The sequence below is a fragment of the Rahnella sp. PCH160 genome, from assembly GCF_047784855.1.
GTDB lineage: Bacteria > Pseudomonadota > Gammaproteobacteria > Enterobacterales > Enterobacteriaceae > Rahnella.
The window spans coordinates 4,588,805-4,607,571 of the sequence record NZ_JBLOGT010000001.1 but is presented as its reverse complement, the minus strand read 5'-3'; the positions used below and the strand labels follow the sequence as shown (position 1 = coordinate 4,607,571).

The following is an 18,767-nucleotide window of genomic DNA, read 5'->3' as shown; positions in this document are numbered from 1 at the left end:
ATTATAAGCAATGCAGGTTGCTGATTAACATGCTTCTTGAAAAGTTATTTCTTTTTATCCCGAAAATTAAATCATAATCTGAGGGCTCTTTTTTTATTTCCGGGCGCATTGTCCTGATGACATTTTGTTTGAATTTTAGCGGAGACTCATTATAGGTCTTGCTGAAGCTTCGGGAAAAATGTGGCAGAGACGAAAACCCACAAGCATAGCTGATATCCGTCAAAGACCATTCTGGTGCTAAGTGAATAAACTCGCGGGCCAGTGCCAACCTGACTTTCCACATCCACTTTATTGGTGTAACCTCGTAAAAATGTTTGAATATACGGCAAATATCAAACCGAGTTTTTCCGCATATCTTTTCCAGATCCTCAAGCATGATGTCGTCAGAAATATTCTCCAGAATATAGTTAATAACCTTAACAATGCATAATGATTTTTCTGTGTGAGCGTGTTTACCATAGATGCTCAAATGGCGATTATCCAAGTCTTCGGTTATTTTCTGTGTGAAAAGAGTTTTTTCAGAGTTTGATAGTTTACGTTCCCACATACACACCCCTTATGCGTAAATATTGAGTGATGAACTTTTTTAAAGCTAATTTTTATACCCATAATGGTTAAGCAATTGTCATGCCATATTTTTATTTTTTTTAAATTACTGTTTTTTATTATTTTTTTCTATTACCTCCCGTTAGAGGGATAATAATGTCCCATATTCGGAACACGGTAATTAATGTCAGTGACTGAATATTCCGATATTGGGAATACTTACCATAAGTGGGACGGCGTCCTGAAAGCTGGTAAGGAGGTCTCGCCCTCCCATTTTCAGTTCCATTAATGAGATAGTGAACTCTTAACCGTAGAGCTACTTTTAATTTCATTATATATAATGTCATTAATATCAATGATTTAATTAAATTTGTGGAGTTGGCATGTTCTGTGCATAACTATGATAAGTTATCTGAAAGGGTCTTACTATTATGGATATATCAATCCCACAACCAGGGAATAAAATCATACTTAAGCGACACCGCAAATTTATTGTTATCGGTGCAATTTTTTTAGCTACGTTGGCTGCAATTTATAATTATCATTTTTCCCCCTATCAGATCTCTCGCGGGAGTATTACTGTCGGGCAGGTTCAATATGGAAGTTTTTCGGTTGAAGTGCGTGGTAACGGGGTATTGTTGCCCCGTGATATTAATTGGATTGCCGCAAATGTCGATGCCCGTGTGGAGGAAGTCATTTACAAGCCGGGGATGAAGGTAAATAAAGGGCAGTTATTGGTCAGAATGAGCAATCCAACGCTTGAACAGAAATTGCAGGAAAATCAGCTCGAGCTTGATGCCCGCAGGGCAGAGACTGACGCAACTAACGCAGAGCTGCAAAATAAAATTCTAAGTCAGGAAGCATTAGTTCTGGATGCCAAAAGCCGGTTACTTAGCTCCACCATGCGGCTTGCCGCGCAAAAGAAATATATTGCGGCAGTTCCGATGCTTGAATACGAGACAACACGTATCAATACGGAACAATATCGTCAGCAGGTGGTACTTGAGGAAAAACGTTTGAGAACGCTCAAGCTGAGCATTGATGCTGATATTAAAGCAAGCGCTATGCGCCTTAATAAGCTGGAATCTCTGGTGCTACTAAGCCAGCAGGAAGTCGACTCGCTCAATGTAACCTCACCGATAGAGGGTATTTTGCAGGATGTAAAAGTACAGGTGGGACAGCGAGTCACCATGGGCACCACCATCGCCCGTCTGGCGAAAGAAAAGGAACTTTATGCTGAACTCAAAGTACCGGAATTACAGTCCCGCGATCTTGCCGTTGGGCAACAGGTTACCATTAATACCGGACGCAGCCAGTTCACGGGGGTATTGTCACGGGTTGATCCTGCCGTGACGAATGGCACAGTTAAAGTGGATGTTACGTTCAATCAACCGCTGCCACAAGAAGCCCGACCCGACCTGAGCGTTGATGGTTTAATCGCAGTGACAAAAATTAATGATTCCCTGTACGTTGAGCGGCCACCTTTCGCCCAAAATAATTTACCTTCGATGCTTTACCGACTCGATGAAAAGGAACGTACTGCAACCAAAATGAAGGTCAACTTTGGTCAAGGTTCTGCGGATTATATTCAGGTGAACAGCGGACTTCGTGCGGGAGATAAAATTATTCTCAGTGACGGCAGCGCTTGGCAAGGTGCAGATCAAATTGAGATTACTAAATGATGCCGGCTCACCTGCAAAAGAAGCCTGCTAATTGGATAAAGCGATGGAGATGAACATGACGGAATCACTGGTGGAACTCACTGATGTGAATAAGATATTTTTGACGGATGAAATTGAGACGCATGCCCTGAGCAAGATTACGTTCAGTATTTCCAAAGGGGAATACGTGGCGATTTCCGGGCCTTCTGGGTGTGGGAAGTCAACGCTGCTATCTATTTTGGGTCTGCTTGATGTGGCCTCTACGGGTACATATCAGTTGGCCGGGCATAATGTAGAGAATATTTCTAAAAAGCAGCGAGCCCTGGTGAGAAATCGCGATATTGGCTTCATCTTTCAATCATTTAACCTCATCAGCGATTTGACTATTGAAGAAAATGTTTCATTGCCGCTGACTTATCGTAAGGATATCTCTAAAACCGAACGGCAGCAGAGGGTTGCGGAGGCATTGGATAAGGTCAATATGTCTCACCGGGGACGCCATTACCCTTCACAGCTCTCTGGCGGGCAGCAGCAACGCGTGGCCGTCGCACGGGCTATCGTGGGCAATCCTTCGATTATTTTGGCGGATGAACCGACCGGTAACCTGGACTCCCACAATGCTGAGGCGGTACTGAATATTCTCGATAAGCTGCATCAGGAAGGCGCCACTATCTGCATCGTCACCCATGACCCTCGTTCAGCCGAGCGCGCGCAACGCAGTATTGTGCTCTCTGACGGGCAGGTCGTCGGAGACGGACATGTGGCTCGAGAACTGACTCTGATAAAGGAAGCATAAAATGCTTTTTGACATCCGATATGCCTTACGCTTGTTACTCAAAAGCCCGTCATTTACATTTATCACTGTGCTGATCCTGTCCTGTGGTCTGGCCCTGACGCTGTATATGTTTTCAGTGATTAACACCATCATGTTTACGCCGCTTCCTTACCCGGACGGGAAAAACATGGTGTTAGTTAATCCGATGGTCAATGGCGTCAGTCTGAGTGATTCTGGGGTCAACTTTCTGGACTACAAGGAAATTAAGGCACGCAATACTACGCTTAATGATGTGAGTTATTTTTATGCTGAACGCGCAGATATCAGCGATGGCACGAAAGCGGTTTCCTATATGGCGATCCGCAATACGCCAGACATGTTTTCTTACGCTGGCGTCCAGCCCTATCTTGGCAGGATTTTGAACAGTGAAGATGTCCAACCTGGTGCGACACCGGTTGCCGTCATCAGCTATGGTATGTGGCAAAACTACTTTGCTGCCGATGCGCAGCTCATTGGCAGGGATGTACTGATTAATGGCATACACACACGAATTGTTGGCATCATGCCCGCAAATTTTGCCTTTCCCTTCTTTCATGATCTTTGGCTGCCTTCTAAGCTGGATCCTGCACAGTATCTCGTCCGAAAAGGCGCACCGGAAGTGTCGGTTTATGCGCGCCTGAAACCCGATATTACACTCGCCGACGCTGATCGTGACCTCGCTCATGGGATGCAATCGCTTGCATCTGAGTATCCTGAAAGCAATAAAGGTCTCTCTGCTCAGGCATTGACGTTCCAGGAGAATTTCATGGGTGAGGAGACCATGCCGATATTCATCGTTATGCTTTTCGCCGTCGCTTTTGTTCTGGTGCTGGCGTGTTGCAATGTCTGCAACTTATTACTGGCAAGGACCACAGAACGCTCAAAAGAAATAGCTATCCGTGTTGCATTGGGGTCACCTTCCGGCCGTTTGGTCATGCAAATGATGTGGGAAAGCTTATTTATTTGCTCCTTCTCTGGCATCATCGCCTTACTACTCGCCGCCTGGGGACTTGAGATCACTAATACATTACTCCCGACTTTTGTGCCAAACAAAATTCCGTTCTGGTGGCATTTATCACTCGATAACGTCATGATCCTCAATGCATTAGCGCTGGTCATAGTGACCGCTGTCGTCACCAGTGCTTTGCCTGCATGGAAAATCACCCACGGTAATTTCAACGATGTTCTGCGTGATGGGACACGGGGCGCGCAAAGCCGCGGGGCAGGTAGAGTTTCCCGCATTTTGGTAACGTTTGAAGTCGGATTATCCTGTTCCATTCTTTGCATCAGTGCGCTACTGGCCCTACTGGTTTATCAGGCTACCCGGGCCGATTACGGGGTGGCGACGGAGGGCTATCTCACCGGTCAGATTAGCCTCAATGCCAACCAATATCCTGATGATGCGAGCCGCATCCTGTTCTATCAGCGCCTGCAATCGTCCCTAAGCGGCATCCCCGGCGTTGAAAAAACCGCCGTCACCACTAGCGCGGTCGGACAATTTACTGTACCTCGCCAGGTGGATATCGATTCATCGACCAACAATAGTAAAGATCGCTGGTCTTATCCACTGGTCAATGATGTACAAGTGATGCCGGGAAGTCTGGCGGCAATGGGAATCACTCCGGTAGCTGGAAGAGAGTTTGCCAGCAGTGACACGCAGGAGTCGCAGCCCGTGGTGGTGGTCAGCCAGTCTTTTGCGGAGCAGTTCTGGCCCGGTGGGCGGGATGTGATCGGTAAACGTCTGCGTTTTCGTGATACGGATGATCAGCGCTGGTTCACGGTTATCGGTGTAGTACCCAACGTCATTCATGGTAGACCTTTCAGCGCATTCCGCAAGCGGGTCACTGTTTACCGCTCGCTGGCACAAATACCTGCGGCCTCGTTAACACTGGTGCTCGGCACTCAGAATCCTGATACGTTAGGACCTGCGCTCATAAATGCGGTACGACAAATTGACAGCACGCTTTCCGTAAATCAGGTGCAAACTTTGAATCAACGTCTGACCAGGAATACCGCCGGGCTACATTTCATTGCCAACCTCTTTATGTTGTTTGGTCTGGTCGCGGTAATATTGGCAGCCACCGGCATTTATGCCGTGATGCGCAATGTGATAAATCAACGTATTCAGGAGATCGGGGTGCGTATGGCGATGGGGGCAACGGAAGGGGTTCTGTTGCGGATGCTGATGCTTCAGGGCAGTAAGCAATTATTCATTGGCCTTATTATCGGCCTGCCTTTGGCCTTCTTTGTCGCACCAAAATTGACGCGTATATTGGGCAATGGGCATACATCCTTTGCACTGCTCTTTGGGAGCGTCGCCGTCATGATTTCTTTAATTGTGGCGTTAGCGGTCTGGCTGCCTTCCAGACGGGCCATTCGTATGTCGCCTGCAGACGCCATTCGCTATGAATAATCTGTTGCCGTGCCTGACGGGTGCGGCGGCACAATCCGGATGCTTTAATGAACGAAAAAAAACGTATTCTTGTAATTGATGATGATGCGGGCATTCTGACCAGCCTCGACATGCTGCTCCGCCTGGAAGGGTATGACGTTACGCTGGAAACGCAGGCTAACCGATTATTGTCACATTTGTCCGGAAAGCCCTTTGATCTGGTGCTGATGGATATGAACTTTCAGAAAGACACCACATCGGGTCTCGAAGGCTTGCAACTCCTGGATGAGTTAAAGAAATTTGATGACTGCTTGCCTGCCGTGGCAATGACGGGATGGGGAAGCGTAGATATCATCGTTAGCGCCATGCGTGCCGGAGCAGCAGATTTTATTCAAAAACCTTGGGATAACGAACGCCTGCTAAGCATTGTTCAGCAACAGATTGCATTGAGCCAGGCGAGACGCTCCGGGAATTGCTTGAGAGAAGAAAATAAGCTGCTGAAACTGGCGCTCGAAGATGACATGGACAATGAATGGGTCGTCCGCTCTCAGGCCATGAAACAGTTAATCAACGTGGTTGAAACCGTAGCGGCCACGGATACCAGTATTCTTATTCTGGGGGAAAATGGCACCGGTAAAAGCCTACTCGCCCGCTATATACACCAGCTTTCATCCCGCGTTGAGCACAGCATTGTTGAAGTTAACATGGGCTGTATCAATGAGCAGTTGTTTGAAAGTGAAATGTTCGGACATGTAAAAGGCGCATTTACCGATGCGCGGGAAAATCGTATTGGCCGATTTGAACTGGCCGATAAAGGTACATTATTCCTCGATGAAATTGGGAATTTGCCGTTGTCCCAGCAGGTAAAATTACTGCGCGTATTGGAAGAACGACAGTTTGAACGCGTGGGTTCATCGCGAACACAAACAACTCAGTGTCGAATCATTGCGGCAACCAACACGGATCTTGAAAAAGCGGTGGTTGAAGGGCGATTCCGGCAGGATTTGCTCTACCGGCTGAATGTCATTCAAATTCCGTTACCGCCGCTACGTGAGCGACAAGAGGATATTGAGCCGTTGGCCGAACGTTTCCTGCAACGTTTTGCACGCAAGTATAGTAAACCTAAACCGGTATTATCGGTGATGGCGCGACAAGGGCTGCATGAATATTCATGGCCGGGAAACATCCGGGAATTGAGTCATTTGCTTGAGCGCGGCGTATTGCTTTGCCGTAATAATACCATCGACCTGGCGGATCTTTGCCTGCCGTTACCCGTGAAGGGGTTTAACACTAGTCATGAGCCGCAGCAAAAGCAGGTGACGCAACTTGAGACGGGCACACTGGCAGAAGTGGAAGAAACTGTGCTCTTACAACGCTTGCGTCATTATGACGGGAATGCAGTAAAAGCGGCAGAATCGTTAGGGCTGAGTCGCAGCGCTTTTTACCGACGACTGGATAAATTAAAAATCTGTCATGAGTAAAATTTTTCGATCTTTTGAGTCACGGCATTTAATACTGTGCAGTTTGTCCCCTATGGGGGGCATTGTTGCCTATCTACTGCTGTGGTTTTTCCCACAGCAGTCTTTCTACCTGAAATTTCTCACGCTCTTTATCCTGTGCGTCACGTTAGTGTATTTTGCCTATCACTTTTTCCAGCAACTTCTCTACAAAATCAATGTGATTTCTAACCTGTTAGAAGCAGTTGAACAGGAGGATTTTAGCCTTCGAGGCGTTACAAGCGGGGAGGGTGTGTTTGAAGGGGTTATTGAACAGATCAACGCGATTTCGGGTCAGTTATCCCGGCACCGTCAGCAGCAAAGAGAAATGGATTTTCTGCTCCAAAAAGTGATTTCTAATATCACGGTGGCTATTTTCGCGATTGACGGCAATAGCCGGTTGGTCTGGTGTAATGATGCGGCCTCTCGGATGCTAGGTACATCGCTCGAAAAACTGATCGGCAAAAAATCCAGCCACTGGCAACTTGATAAGCTGTTGCAAAATGCCAACCGGGAGCATCCAGTTGAATCCCATCATGAAGGGCGTCCGGGACGTTATAAAGTGTCCAGTGATACCTATATGGTTGACGGGATCCAAAACGTGTTGCTATTTGTCAGTGATGTTGACGACATGCTGCGCAAGGAAGAACAAAAAGCCTGGCAAAACCTGCTGCGCGTTATCAGCCACGAGATAAACAATTCTCTGAGCCCGATAGCTTCTATCAGCCAGATGCTCCAGCAGCACTATCGCCGCAATGCAGAAAACCTGCCGGAAGGCTTTGTGGAAGGTATAGACTTGATCAACCGCCGTGCCAAAGAGCTTATTGCCTTTATCAGCAGCTACCGCCAATTGAGCAAACTTGCTCCCCCAGTTAAAGCACCGCTTGATTTTGCGGCCCTGATTGCTGAACTGCCACTGTTGTTTGCGCACCGTAAAATTACCCTGAAAGGCCCCGTGCCGCAGATCGTTGATGTCGATCGGGTGCAAATCCATCAGTTGCTCATCAATCTGATTAAGAATGCCGATGAGGCGATGAGCGATACCAATATGCCGGTTTGCATTGAATGGTCAGAAGAAAAAGGCCGCCTGTTTGTGACCATTCTTGACCAAGGTGTTGGGCTGAGTAACCCTAAAAATCTGTTTGTTCCTTTCTATACCACCAAACCCAACGGCAGTGGCATCGGGCTGATTTTGTGCCGGCAAATCGCTGAAAGCCATGGCGGGTATCTGTCTCTGGAGAATCGTCATGATCGAACCGGTTGCCGCGTTACCCTTAATTTACCATTGTGACTCCCTTCCTGAACTGAAGGTAGGCGAGGGGCTTTGCCTGATCCGTCACTTTGAACATTCGTTGTTAGGGAACATGCTACGCCAGCAGGCGCAGTGCTGGCTGCGTCAGGTACTGTCGAGGTGCTTATCGGTGACCGATGCGCAGTTTACCCTCGCAAGAACGCCTCAGGGTAAACCCTGGCTCCCTGATTTCCCGTGGCTGCGCTTCAACTTATCCCACAGCGGAACATCGGCGGCGATTGTGTTGTGTCGCGGGGTTAACGTCGGGGTAGACCTGGAAAGAATCAGCGGTAAAGTTGAGGTGAAAAAAGCCATTGCCTGCCGGTTTTTCCACCCTGATGAGCAACGCTGGCTGGCAGAGGATGAGGCGCATTACCTGTTGCGGTTTACTCGACTGTGGAGTGTTAAGGAAGCTTGGCTTAAAGCGCGCGGAACCGGCCTTACGCAGTCGCTCGCCGGTTTTTGTGCCATCCCGCAACACAAAGGGATCGCGCAGGTGTTCGATCACAATGAAGAAGAGATCGGCCTGTTACATCACCGGCTGATTGAGAACGACGGTGTATATTGCTTGGCGTATGGAGCCTGCTCTCCGCTGAAAGACCTGTCCATCAGATGGCAGGTCTATGTTCATCAGGCTGTGAGTTAAGTTGATACTACGCGCAGCCGGAGGTAGAGATCTCGCTAGCGAAAGTGCTTGCAGTACCGGTATCCACATGTGCAGATGCACTGACGGAAACACGTGCGCCTGCCGCTAAGGTTCCCAAAATTTTGGGAATATGGCACAGCGAAGATTCCGCGCCCATGCTCATGCGCACGTTAGCCGACTCAGCCGTAAAATTTTGAGGCTTCTTGTTAAAACTCCCGCCCATGGCCAGATCTAAATTCAACTCAGCCGTTTTGCCTACAGCTTGGATCTCTGTGCCCATGCTGCCGGAAACGGTCAGTTTTGAAGGATCCACCGCACAGGCCGGTGCCGATATTTTAACCCCAGCTTTTCCTGCCAGGCTGTTCAGCGTGCCGCTGGTATACAGGGTGATATCCAGCGTGTGGGAGATAAAGCGATCATTTTCGGCGGCATCATTAACCAGCAGTAAAGTGTGATTGTCGTTAGTGATTTTCAATTTATTCAGTGTGTCTTGTGAGCCGGACACCACCATAGAAGGCGTTGCGGCACACTTAATGGTGAGATTAATGCCCTGTCGGGCTTCTACTGCGATAAAGGCTTCCAGGGGAAATGTTTTTTCTGCAGCGAAGGCAGAAGTGCTGATGGCACAGGCTAGCAGAGTAAGCGCCAATGTATTCTTTTTCATGTTGATTCCTTGATTTCATAACAATGTAGAAAGTGTCCGAAGCGTTTCTTCCACACTTGATTGAGGCATTCCAAAATCCATCAGGCACGCAACTTCATCGATTCCTTCCTGTCTGAACTGGGCAAGTTGTTCCGCGCATTCTTGTGCCGAACCAAATAAACCGCAGTGGTTGAGATATTTCTCCACTCCCCATCTCAGTGTGTAGGCCTGCTTCTTCTCATTTTGCTCCGCATCGCTGGTCGGTGATTGACTGAGATTGTCGGAAAGCGCCATAAATGCCCGCAGATAGTCGGTAAGTGCGGGTTTAAGGCGTGGTAAGAGGGTTTGTCGTTCTTTACCGGCCTGCGTGTGCAGCATCAGTGTGATGATGCCTCCAGTGGGATCAAGGCCCGCCTGACGGCGTGCGAGGCGATAAGCCACGCAGTTCTCCACCAGTTGTTCGCGGGTCTGTGAAACCAGATGGGTGAGCACATTCAGCCCGCGCCTCCCTGCCTCAATAAATAAATCGGGATTACTGCCGGTGGTCAGCCAGACGGGGATCTTTGGTTGAAAAGGAGCAGGCCAAGTTTTCAGAGTGATCGGTTCGGGTTGCGCAGGAAGAGAAAGCTCGTGGCGTTCGACGGATTCACCCCGCCACAGCGCTTGTATCTGCGCTAGTGAGGAGTAGAGAACTTGTTGCCTATGGCGGTAATTCTCAGCCCTTAGCACAAAATCATTACGCTGCCAGCCGCTGGCAAACGCCACGCCAACGCGGCCATGAGAAAGGTTATCAACGATGGCCCATTCCTCGGCGACACGCAGTGGTTCATGCAATGGAAGTACCACGCTGCCTGCCCGGATGCCAATGCGTTGCGTGCAGGCCGCTAAAGCTGCACTGATCACAGAAGGGTTAGCAAACATGCCGCCAAAAGTATGAAAATGCCGCTCGGGTGTCCAGATAGCATGAAAATTCAGCGCATCTGCCAGCCGGGCGTTACTCAGTAATTGTTCATATTTATCAGCAAAATTATCTCTCGCCACATCGGAGAAGCAGAATAGGCTCAGCGCCGGGATCTCACTGGATGAAGACATTCTGTTCAGCCTTGTCTGTAGACTCGAGAATAAAAGACACATCACCGCGCGGTATGACATTAAGGGCAAAAAGCGGTGTGAGGGCGGCAGGTGGCGTTGAAGGTGCGAGCGAAAACTGAAAATGTTCGCACAGCGTGGCCACCGCCGTAGTCAACTGGTCAAGGGCTAAGGTCATGCCCACGCAATTTCGTTTCCCTACGCTAAAGGGTAAAAAATACTCCGGCGCAATTTTCTCTTGACCCAGAAACCGTTCCGGCCTGAAGCAAAGCGGTTCTGCCCAGCAGGCGGCATTGCGGTGAACTAACCAGGGAGAAAATAAAACCCGCGTGCCTGCCGGAATAATGTAATCATCAACCATGATGTTTTCTGCCACAAGACGCTCAAAAAATGCCGTCACGGGCGTCAGCCGAAGTGATTCCCGGACAATTGCTGAGGCCATGTTTCGTTTACCGTGAGCGGATTCTTCACGCACGCATTGCTGATAATGCGGGTGCTGCGAAATATGTGTCAGCGTCCATAATAAGGCTATGCCCGTGTTATCGACGCTGGCGGCAAGATTGCCCAGCAGAATATTGATCACTCTCTCACGAGCGTCGGGATGAGCCCCGGGACTTAGCGCCTGACAAAGACGTTCAAGCATGGTGGCATTGCCGCACCTGGCATCATCCAGCAACGGGCCGAGCAGAGACTCAACTTCCAGCCGGAATGCGACCAGTGCAGGATGCCGGCACAGTGCCTCATAATCCGAGGTCGGTGCGGCGATAATCAGTTGCAAATAAATGCTACGGAAATGACCAATCAGCGTATTCAACTGCGCCAGACTGATCCCCTGGCCAAAAAAACCTTCAGCAACACACATCAGCGCCCATTGCAGGCAGATTTCACGCAATGATGTCTGCTGCGGATCCTGCAGAATATCCAGCAGCCAATGGGCGGAGAGGTTGGTGTTTTGTTTCAGCAACGGGGATTTAGGGTTCACTAGTGGTGTGGTGAGTTTCCTAGCTAGACGCCACTCCTCGCCTTCTTTGGATGTCGTCAGTGACTGACCTAGCAAGATGCGTCCGATGGTTGAGGCTGAGGAAAGATGCTCAAATTCCTTCACGAACTGGCTTTCCTGCTCAATCAACAAACGTACATGGCGGGCGCCAGCAAGTAGTAGCACCGCATTGTTTTTTTCTCCGATCCAGACCTTATCACCGTGCTGACGACAAGCTAATTCCGCTATTTTAAGAAAACCGAGTTGGGCAAACCGCGTGGACGGCGGGGTGAAAAAAGGAATGGCTTCCGCGTTATTGGACATCCTGAGGCTCCGAAAGTGTGTCTGAGGTAATCATTGCGCTTCCTACCCAACCGCCGAGCCCGACAGAAAGTAATATGACCGGCTGGCCGATTTCGGCTGGCGAGTAGGTATCGAGCAGTAAGAGAGGATCGGTTGTGTAACAATGTCCGCATTGCCCGATGAGATCGGTTGCGACCCGCTGATGTGCGCGCTCAGGATGTCGCCGCCAGGTTTGCCAGCTAAGGCTGTTAATGTTGTGAGGCAATAGCCATGTGTCCTTGCGCCGTTCAGCAGGATACTGGCGCAATGCCATGTCGATCAGATGGTCATGTGACTGATAAAAACGCTTAATATCTTCCCGGCTGCCGTCGAGGCCCTGCCAGAATTCGGGATGATGAAAACAGTGGATGCCGGAGACTCTGCGTTCACCGCCGCCCTGCCTCAGCAAGGCACACACAAAGGCATCGCCGATTAAAGTGCAGCCGGGAACATAACGCTCTGCCAGGCTGAAATCCGCCAGTGTGTCGCCTGCAAGTAAGGCGACACACTGGTATTTCCCCTGCTCAAGCATACGTTCGGCCATCAGCAGGCCCCAGAATAACGTGGCGCAGTTTTGCTGATTAAGGGTTATGAGATGTGCGTCAGGAGCAATAAAATCGAAACGTTGTCGCAGCAAGGCTAAATCCACTCGCTGTCGTCGGGAGCGGGCGGGCAATCCCTGAACCAAAATAATGGCATCGATTTTTTCAGCCTGCGTTAACTGCGCGGCGGTTTGCTGTAACAGCGATTCAAACGTCGCGGCGGCACTTTCTCCTTCAGCCAGCGTTGACGCCTCCTGAAAACCGAAAAGATGCCGGAATGTCCGGGCTTCGCTGGGATTCGCTCCGCGATGGCTGAGGATCGCTTCAAGCGATATTCGTGTGGCAGGAATACAGGTTTTCAGCGCAAAAATATTCATATCGGGTTCTCTGCTGCCGACATGCCACACAGGCTAATCCATCCGTTGTGTTCACTCATCAGCAGATAGTCACGTCCGGGCTGCCAGTTTTCACGAAGTGCCACAAAAGGCGCAGCGCAAAGTAAGCGGGGATTTACCGCAAATGTTGTAAAGCTTTCATGTAAATTTGCGAGGCACTTTTCAGGGCCGATTAATATTAACCGTTCGCGGGCAAGTCCGAAGTGCTCAACGGACTGCAAAATGGTCTCGCTAAAATCCGTTGACGTTTTCAGACGCTGATACCCAAGATAACGTAATCCACGCTGTTGCGTATTGACCAGACAGAGGCAGGCATTATTTTCCGGTTGTAGGCGCTCCATTAGGGGCGAAGAGTACATCAGGCTTTTTTGTTCGGCGATTAGCAACAACCCGTCTTCCGCTTTCCCGTGCAGGCAGTCCCTGAGGCCATCAAGGGCGAATAATGCCGCATCTGGCCCGCGATCGCTAATCGCCAGCGCCAGGCAGTCGCTGAGGCCTAGCTGGTGTATGGCTAAATTCACCACAGAACTGCCCATGTGCAGGTCAGGGGTCCAGTGAGCCATCAGCACCGTTTTCACTCGCTGCGGCTGAACCACTGGGGCAAGATGCGGCAGCAATGTGGCGACCATATCGCTGAAGGCCGCCCTTTCATTGCTGCTGATCCAGGCGTTAACCTGCTCGTCTTTTTCACTTAGGGGCTCACCGCTGGCGGCGAAAAAATGCTGAACATAGGAACGCCAGTGCGGAATATCCACTTCCCACTCTGGCAGAGGGACCTCAGTGTGATGGAACGACTGGCTGATAATATCGTCGGGATCAAGGTACAGCATGACGCTGACCTCCCTGAATTTCAGGCACCCGGAAGCTGTTAAGCAAGTGGATATTGCTGGTACCTTCCATGTACTCAAAAGCAAAGCTGTCGCGGTAGCGTTTGCGCAGGAAAATATCCTCCAGCCAGTCTTCGGTGGCCAGCCAGTGGGGCAGGTTGCTCGCTGTCTCTTCGGCGAGACGGGTAGAGCTTAATTTGAGGCGGCTGGTCTGAGCATATTGCTGCTGACCCGAACGATATGCTTCTGCCAGCGCGAGCATCTGCTGAAAGAGAGCATAATATTTACGCCACTGGCAAGCGACCCAATCTTGAGCTGCCGCTGGTAACGGTCGGGCTTCCAGCGCTTTCAGGAGGCCGTAAGTTGTGCCCAGCGCCATGGCCGCCACCATGGGTCTGTGGCGCTCAAAGACTTTACTCAGCGCATTAAGCCCCTGCTGCAACCCCCTGCTTTTATGCCCTAAAATATCGTCTTCTTTGATGCGCAGATTGTTCATCGTTAGACGTGTAAGTGCCGCGCCTGCTAACCCGAAGGTATCAAGCAGTTCACGATGTAAAGACCCGGTTCTTCCTTCGGGAAACACCATCACCAACCGGTGAGTCTGTTCATAACGGGCAAATACCAGGCCCACGCTGGCACGCATCGCGCCGCCGACAAGCATCTTTTGCCCGTTCAGCCACCATCCCTGGCTGTTTTGCGTGAGTTCGCAGGCAATCGCTGTGGCGTCAGAACCGAAATCCGGTTCGGTGACAGCAAAAAATGTCCAGGCGGGGTTGTGCTCAAAGCAGGCGAAAAAATGCGCCTGTTGCTGTTCGGTGCCGAGCGTCAAAATAGCGCGGGTGCTGAGGGATGCACCGGGCAACATCATCATGGCGCTGGCATCTGCCCGACTTAAATATTCTATAATCTGTAAGTGATGTGAGTAATCAACGTCAGAGAAGGCCGCTGTTTCCCAGGGATTAAAACGGGAGGGAATGCCGATACAGGCAATGCTCATCAGTTCGGGATGATCAAAACAAGCCTGTGCCTGATCCGGTTTATTTTCCGAAATTTCGCCAGCCGCGGTTAGCAGTGCCTGGAGTTCATTCAGCTGTGGGTAGTATTTTGTAATATCAGCCATGAGGTGTTAACACATCACATAAAGAGAAAGTGAGTGTTAACTTAATCCTGCTAAATATCTGGAAATTGCTCCAAATTGCAAAATACTGGAATTTTATTACCGTCTGATAATACCAGCAACAAGGAAGAGAAGGTCGCGCCCATACCCACACTCACCAACATCACATTATTGTCGGGGGATAATCTTTTCTGACGGATCAATGTCGCCAAATTTAAGTAGGGATCCGCGCCGAAACAATGACCATAACGCGACACGTTTTCCAAAAATATGGTTTGCCGTGGAATACTCAGTTCGTCTGCTAATTTCTGCCACGACGATAAATTAACATTATGCGGCGCAATCCAGTCAAGCGACCCTGCAGTATGCCCGAAATGTTTCAGGGCATTGCGCATAGCGGTGGCGATAAAAGAAAAATAAACGCTGGCGAAGCGTGACTCCTTACCTAATTCGTTTCCGCGATGCTGACTGAATTCGCCTGCCTGCATGCTATATCGTGCAGTCACTTTGCAGCCTTCCCCGTCGCGACTGAGCAAAATGGCGCAGGCAGCTTCGCCCATAATGGTGGTATCGTCGATCAGTTCTACTTTGGGATGAAAGGCCTTTTCGCCGACCAGCAGCAAGGCATATTCCCCCGCTTTAATACGGCTGCAGACATACTCTACAGCTGACAGGGATGTTGAACAATGCCCCATCGTCAGCGACGTGTAATGGGTGTCGTCAGCGAATCCAGCCTCGTCGAGCAGGGCTTTTCCCGGGTGGTCAAAAGGGCGGATGCTAGGTAGCGTATGGGTATGCACCACATGTTTTATGTGGGGGAGCAAATCTGAGTGATTGTCGGTGAACTGCTTTAGCAACGGGCGTAACAGATCATCAAGTGAACCCGGCTGGCGCGGAAAATTTGCAAGCCCGTAAAATCGTGAAAACATTCTGATATCCAGCGGGCTCAGATGCAGCCCAGGCGCCACTTCCGCCAGCGATCTCCGTTCTTCAGGAATGTAGACTGTGAGGGATTCAATGTGACCCAACATAGTGGCTCCTTTTTTCAGGACCGGTGTTTGCCATACGGAGAAAAGCCTTTAGTTCGTATTGTGTACGGTGATGTGTCAGTACACCCAGATGACCGGTATCCTCTATCAACGCCAGTTGGCTGTTCGGCAACTGAAGGTGAATTTTCCGCGCATCGTCATGATTGATTTTTGTGTCTTGCTGACCATGCAGTACAAGTGCAGGGATCTCGCCAAGCGCAAAAAACGAGTCCGTTGCTGGCATCTCCGGCCCCGGGAAGCGGAACTGATACCACGCGTACAGCGGAGCAAGGTAAGGTTCAGGTAGATGATTCTGCCGCAGATAATGTTGCAGCAAGCTGGTTAAAGAGGCTGGTGCTGACATCAGCACCAGCCGACTGAAGCGAAAGCCGAGGGATGCTGCTAACGCAGTGATCAACCCACCTGCGGAATGGGCAACGACAGTATCGAAAGCACCAAAGGTATTTTGCAGTGTGAGCAGTAACTGGCATTGTGCGGGAAAATCACAAGGGGCTGGCGTTTGCGGATCATGTCCGAGTAAAAAAGGCAAATACACCTCATATCCCTGCGCCAGCAGAATATCTTTAGCTTGCGCCAGCATCAGGGGATGACCGCCCCAGCCGTGCAACAGAAGCGCTTTTTTTGCCGACTGCACCGGACTTTTAGCGATCAGGAGCCGGCTGCTATGTGGCCCGCAATGCAAGGTTTCCGTTCTCATCAGCGTGATTTGGTGCACCTCTGACGATCGCATCGGAAAAACAGCAGGCTTGGACAACTTTTCTATCAGCGAAACCAGCAAATTATCCATTACCTTCTTAACGTCCGTGCAGAAAAAATCAAATAGTTCAATTCCGACTCCAGAGGAGTGGGCTCCTGACTCAGCCTCTGCATCGGGTCGTAGAGATAAAGTAAACTGCATTCGTCCTGCATCAGGGTTTGAGCCAGTCTGTATGCCGAATCGGGATCAAATCGGCCAGTACAAATCCCCCAGGCTTCGGAAAACCCCGGGCAGTGACACAATAAACTTTGCAGTAAAGGGGTGGCGCCGCGTGCAGCCGGATACTGTGAATCGTAGACCAGCAGACTCTCCGAAGAGGAGAGAACATGGTGCTGGCAAAGCGAGATCAGGGCTTTAGCATGCAGACGGTTTCCGCAATCCTCTTCAGGCCAGTGATGATACCAGTTGTCCGCCGCACTGCGTTCTGTCGCCAAAAATTCTGAAGCAATGAAATGCCGGCTGTCCGGTGTGACGGCCTGGCTGCGGGTGAGAACCGTTATCGTGCCCTGACCGAGCAAGGTGACGGTTACAGGCATGTGTTCACCTCTTGCGGGCGGGAAAAACCCTGATTTAAACGATGGATCTGCCGTGTTCCCTCAGTGTATTCAAAGGCTTTCACATCCCGGAATGCCTGCCATAGCGTGTTTAGCAGAGGCATATCTCCGGCCAGTGCACGGTGCATCAGTCCGCAGATCAGCTCTTCTGCCAGGATCACGCAACTGGTTTTTACCATTCCGGGATGATTTTCCAGCGGAAGCTTATCTTCGGTTTGCTGGCAGACCCGCAGCCCGTGGTGATATACCGCCAGCCAGCGGCGCTCCATCTGCGACAGCCAGGCAGACTGCGAAGGTGTCAGTTGCCGCTCATGTTGCCATTCGTGCAGTGCGCGCCGCGCGACACCCAGCGCTAGCGCGCCGACGCAAGGGCGCAGGGCATCGAATGTGGCGATGGCGGATTTTGCAAACCGCTCAGTCGGCTTCAGATGTCTGCCCAACATGTCTGCTTCAGGGATAAACAGACCATCAAACTGCATGTGCGCAAGGTTAGTGCCTTTCAAACCGTTTAATTCCAGTGCGTAGCTGGAAATTTCTGCTGACTGCGGATTAAAAATAAAAGCATTAATACCCAGAGGTCCGGGTGCCGTGCGGGCAAATATCACACCGGTATCGGCAATCATGCCGTTGCCGATGAACATTTTTTTTCCGCAGAGCAGATAACCGCCGTCAACCGGCGACGCCATGGTTTCCATGGCACCTGCATCGCTTCCCTGCGCCGGTTCAGTCATCGCAAAACAAGACCAGCTTAAGGTCTGCTGAAAGCGGCTAAAAAAAGCATCCTGTTGTTGTTCTGTCCCCAGCCCGGAGACGGCAAAAGCCGCCATGCCGGGGCCGGGAGCCGAAAACATGAGTATCGGGGAGATAAAGGCAACTTTTTCATAGAGCCGGTAGCGCTCAGTCAAACTGATGTGCTGATGATCCTGAAGATGTGGCTGGTGTGACGGGTATTCAGCGGGCACGCCGAGGAGATTAAACGCCGGAGCCTGCGACCACCGGCTGATAACCGCCCGCGTTTCGTCCGGCGAGGTTATCTGGCGGAGTTTATCGGCAATCGCCTGCGCTTCAGCATCCGGCGTGAAAAAATCCGCGTCTGATGGGTGATCGTAAAATGATTTCATAGCGACCCCGACATGATTTCGATTATTCCGGCATCAGGATGATAAAGATGGCTGGCGCGGTGATGATTATTGAAGGCATGAAACGGGCGCGTTAATACCATCCAGCCTGCGGATTTCATGGTTTGATATTGCTGGTCAAAATCATCGACAACAAAACAAATATGATAAGGCAGGGATAACTTGCCAGATTTATTCAGCATGCTTTGCAGGTGGATATTATCTGGCAATGGCTCAACCAGCTCGACCTGGTTATTCCCCTCTGCCGTGGACAGCAACGTTATTAACACCCGCTGAGCATTAATCTGTTCTTTATACCTGACGGTCACGGGGAAAAAGAGTTTAATAGCCGCGACGGTTGCATCGGTATCTGATACGACATAACCGGTATGATCGAAACGCATTATAACCCCGTTAACCCTTCATAAAATTATATGGCCTTCATGATCATGAAGATAAATTGATGCCAGACATTTTCTCAGCAATTACGTTGGATTTTTTATATGTGA

At 50.1% G+C, this 18,767-nt stretch carries 18 protein-coding genes; 6 read left to right on the top strand and 12 right to left on the bottom strand.

What is annotated here, in order from left to right:
• Nucleotide 1: 1 nt before the first annotated feature.
• On the bottom strand, nt 2-547 hold the full coding sequence (locus ACM5QY_RS21570) for a helix-turn-helix transcriptional regulator (RefSeq protein WP_416122615.1): 546 nt from the start codon (nt 545-547) through the stop codon (nt 2-4).
• Nucleotides 548-977: 430 nt separating this feature from the next.
• Between ACM5QY_RS21570 and ACM5QY_RS21565 the strand changes: the two genes are divergently transcribed.
• From ACM5QY_RS21565 to ACM5QY_RS21540, 6 genes are read left to right on the top strand one after another with little or no spacing between them, the layout of a single operon-like run.
• Nucleotides 978-2,228 carry an efflux RND transporter periplasmic adaptor subunit gene (locus ACM5QY_RS21565; protein WP_416122614.1) on the top strand — a complete coding sequence of 417 codons (1,251 nt, stop codon included), beginning with the start codon at nt 978-980 and terminating at the stop codon, nt 2,226-2,228.
• 55 nt (nt 2,229-2,283) lie between these two features.
• A complete protein-coding gene (locus tag ACM5QY_RS21560) occupies nt 2,284-3,003 on the top strand; it encodes an ABC transporter ATP-binding protein (protein ID WP_416122613.1) in 720 nt (239 codons plus the stop codon).
• A gap of 1 nt (nt 3,004) precedes the next feature.
• Complete coding sequence (locus ACM5QY_RS21555; RefSeq protein WP_416122612.1) at nt 3,005-5,434, top strand: ABC transporter permease; 2,430 nt, start codon at nt 3,005-3,007, stop codon at nt 5,432-5,434.
• Between the two features lie 47 nt (nt 5,435-5,481).
• Nucleotides 5,482-6,894, top strand: coding sequence for a sigma-54-dependent transcriptional regulator (locus tag ACM5QY_RS21550; protein ID WP_416122611.1), 1,413 nt, complete (start codon nt 5,482-5,484; stop codon nt 6,892-6,894).
• A 52-nt stretch (nt 6,895-6,946) separates the two neighbouring features.
• Nucleotides 6,947-8,200: a sensor histidine kinase gene (locus ACM5QY_RS21545; RefSeq protein WP_416122610.1), complete on the top strand. Its 1,254-nt coding sequence runs from the start codon at nt 6,947-6,949 to the stop codon at nt 8,198-8,200.
• A complete protein-coding gene (locus ACM5QY_RS21540; RefSeq protein WP_416122609.1) occupies nt 8,157-8,846 on the top strand; it encodes a 4'-phosphopantetheinyl transferase family protein in 690 nt (229 codons plus the stop codon). Before ACM5QY_RS21545 ends, ACM5QY_RS21540 begins: the two co-directional genes overlap by 44 nt.
• A 7-nt stretch (nt 8,847-8,853) precedes the next feature.
• Here the strand turns inward: ACM5QY_RS21540 and ACM5QY_RS21535 are convergent, their stop codons facing one another.
• Genes ACM5QY_RS21535 through ACM5QY_RS21485 form a run of 11 tightly spaced genes read right to left on the bottom strand, consistent with a single transcriptional unit; the run spans nt 8,854 to nt 18,662 of the window.
• Complete coding sequence (locus ACM5QY_RS21535; RefSeq protein WP_416122608.1) at nt 8,854-9,510, bottom strand: GIN domain-containing protein; 657 nt, start codon at nt 9,508-9,510, stop codon at nt 8,854-8,856.
• A 15-nt stretch (nt 9,511-9,525) separates the two neighbouring features.
• A complete protein-coding gene (locus tag ACM5QY_RS21530; protein ID WP_416122607.1) occupies nt 9,526-10,581 on the bottom strand; it encodes a MupA/Atu3671 family FMN-dependent luciferase-like monooxygenase in 1,056 nt (351 codons plus the stop codon).
• Nucleotides 10,565-11,881, bottom strand: coding sequence for a cytochrome P450 (locus ACM5QY_RS21525; protein WP_416122606.1), 1,317 nt, complete (start codon nt 11,879-11,881; stop codon nt 10,565-10,567). Before ACM5QY_RS21525 ends, ACM5QY_RS21530 begins: the two co-directional genes overlap by 17 nt.
• Nucleotides 11,871-12,818, bottom strand: a complete 948-nt coding sequence (locus tag ACM5QY_RS21520) for a beta-ketoacyl-[acyl-carrier-protein] synthase family protein (RefSeq protein ID WP_416122605.1) — start codon at nt 12,816-12,818, stop codon at nt 11,871-11,873. The genes ACM5QY_RS21525 and ACM5QY_RS21520 overlap by 11 nt, the downstream gene beginning before the upstream one ends.
• On the bottom strand, nt 12,815-13,666 hold the full coding sequence (locus ACM5QY_RS21515) for a hypothetical protein (RefSeq protein WP_416122604.1): 852 nt from the start codon (nt 13,664-13,666) through the stop codon (nt 12,815-12,817). The genes ACM5QY_RS21520 and ACM5QY_RS21515 overlap by 4 nt, the downstream gene beginning before the upstream one ends.
• Entirely contained in the window at nt 13,653-14,783 is a 1,131-nt protein-coding gene (locus ACM5QY_RS21510; RefSeq protein WP_416122603.1) for an acyl-CoA dehydrogenase family protein, read from the bottom strand. The genes ACM5QY_RS21515 and ACM5QY_RS21510 overlap by 14 nt, the downstream gene beginning before the upstream one ends.
• 50 nt (nt 14,784-14,833) lie before the next feature.
• Entirely contained in the window at nt 14,834-15,811 is a 978-nt protein-coding gene (locus tag ACM5QY_RS21505; RefSeq protein WP_416122602.1) for a 3-oxoacyl-[acyl-carrier-protein] synthase III C-terminal domain-containing protein, read from the bottom strand.
• On the bottom strand, nt 15,795-16,616 hold the full coding sequence (locus tag ACM5QY_RS21500) for an alpha/beta fold hydrolase (RefSeq protein WP_416122601.1): 822 nt from the start codon (nt 16,614-16,616) through the stop codon (nt 15,795-15,797). The genes ACM5QY_RS21505 and ACM5QY_RS21500 overlap by 17 nt, the downstream gene beginning before the upstream one ends.
• A complete protein-coding gene (locus tag ACM5QY_RS21495; protein WP_416122600.1) occupies nt 16,616-17,122 on the bottom strand; it encodes a hypothetical protein in 507 nt (168 codons plus the stop codon). Before ACM5QY_RS21495 ends, ACM5QY_RS21500 begins: the two co-directional genes overlap by 1 nt.
• Nucleotides 17,113-18,261, bottom strand: a complete 1,149-nt coding sequence (locus tag ACM5QY_RS21490) for an acyl-CoA dehydrogenase (RefSeq protein ID WP_416122599.1) — start codon at nt 18,259-18,261, stop codon at nt 17,113-17,115. The genes ACM5QY_RS21495 and ACM5QY_RS21490 overlap by 10 nt, the downstream gene beginning before the upstream one ends.
• Entirely contained in the window at nt 18,258-18,662 is a 405-nt protein-coding gene (locus ACM5QY_RS21485; RefSeq protein ID WP_416122598.1) for a VOC family protein, read from the bottom strand. Before ACM5QY_RS21485 ends, ACM5QY_RS21490 begins: the two co-directional genes overlap by 4 nt.
• Between the last annotated feature and the right edge of the window lie 105 nt (nt 18,663-18,767).